The sequence below is a fragment of the Bradyrhizobium cosmicum genome (assembly GCF_032290525.1).
GTDB classification, from domain to species: domain Bacteria; phylum Pseudomonadota; class Alphaproteobacteria; order Rhizobiales; family Xanthobacteraceae; genus Bradyrhizobium; species Bradyrhizobium cosmicum_A.
Genome location: NZ_JASXTA010000541.1, coordinates 1 through 241, shown reverse-complemented (window position 1 = coordinate 241; position 241 = coordinate 1). Strand labels below are relative to the sequence as shown.

Annotated in this window: 1 pseudogene; it reads left to right on the top strand. The window is 62.7% G+C overall.

The features are described 5' to 3' along the window. Nucleotides 1-241 (top strand): annotated as a pseudogene (locus QSV46_RS40865) (ribonuclease D); the annotation flags it as partial.

Here is a 241-nt window from a genome sequence, read left to right as displayed (position 1 = left end):
GCTCTGCGTCGTACAGATGGCGAGCCCGGAGGAAGCCGTCGTGATCGATACGCTGGCGCCGGGCATCGACCTCAAGCCGTTCTTCGACCTGATGGGCAACGAGGCGGTGCTGAAAGTATTCCACGCCGCCCGTCAGGACATCGAAATTGTCTGGCACCAGTCCGGCACCATTCCGCACCCGATCTTCGACACGCAGGTCGCGGCGATGGTGCTGGGCTATGGCGACAGCATCGCCTATGAC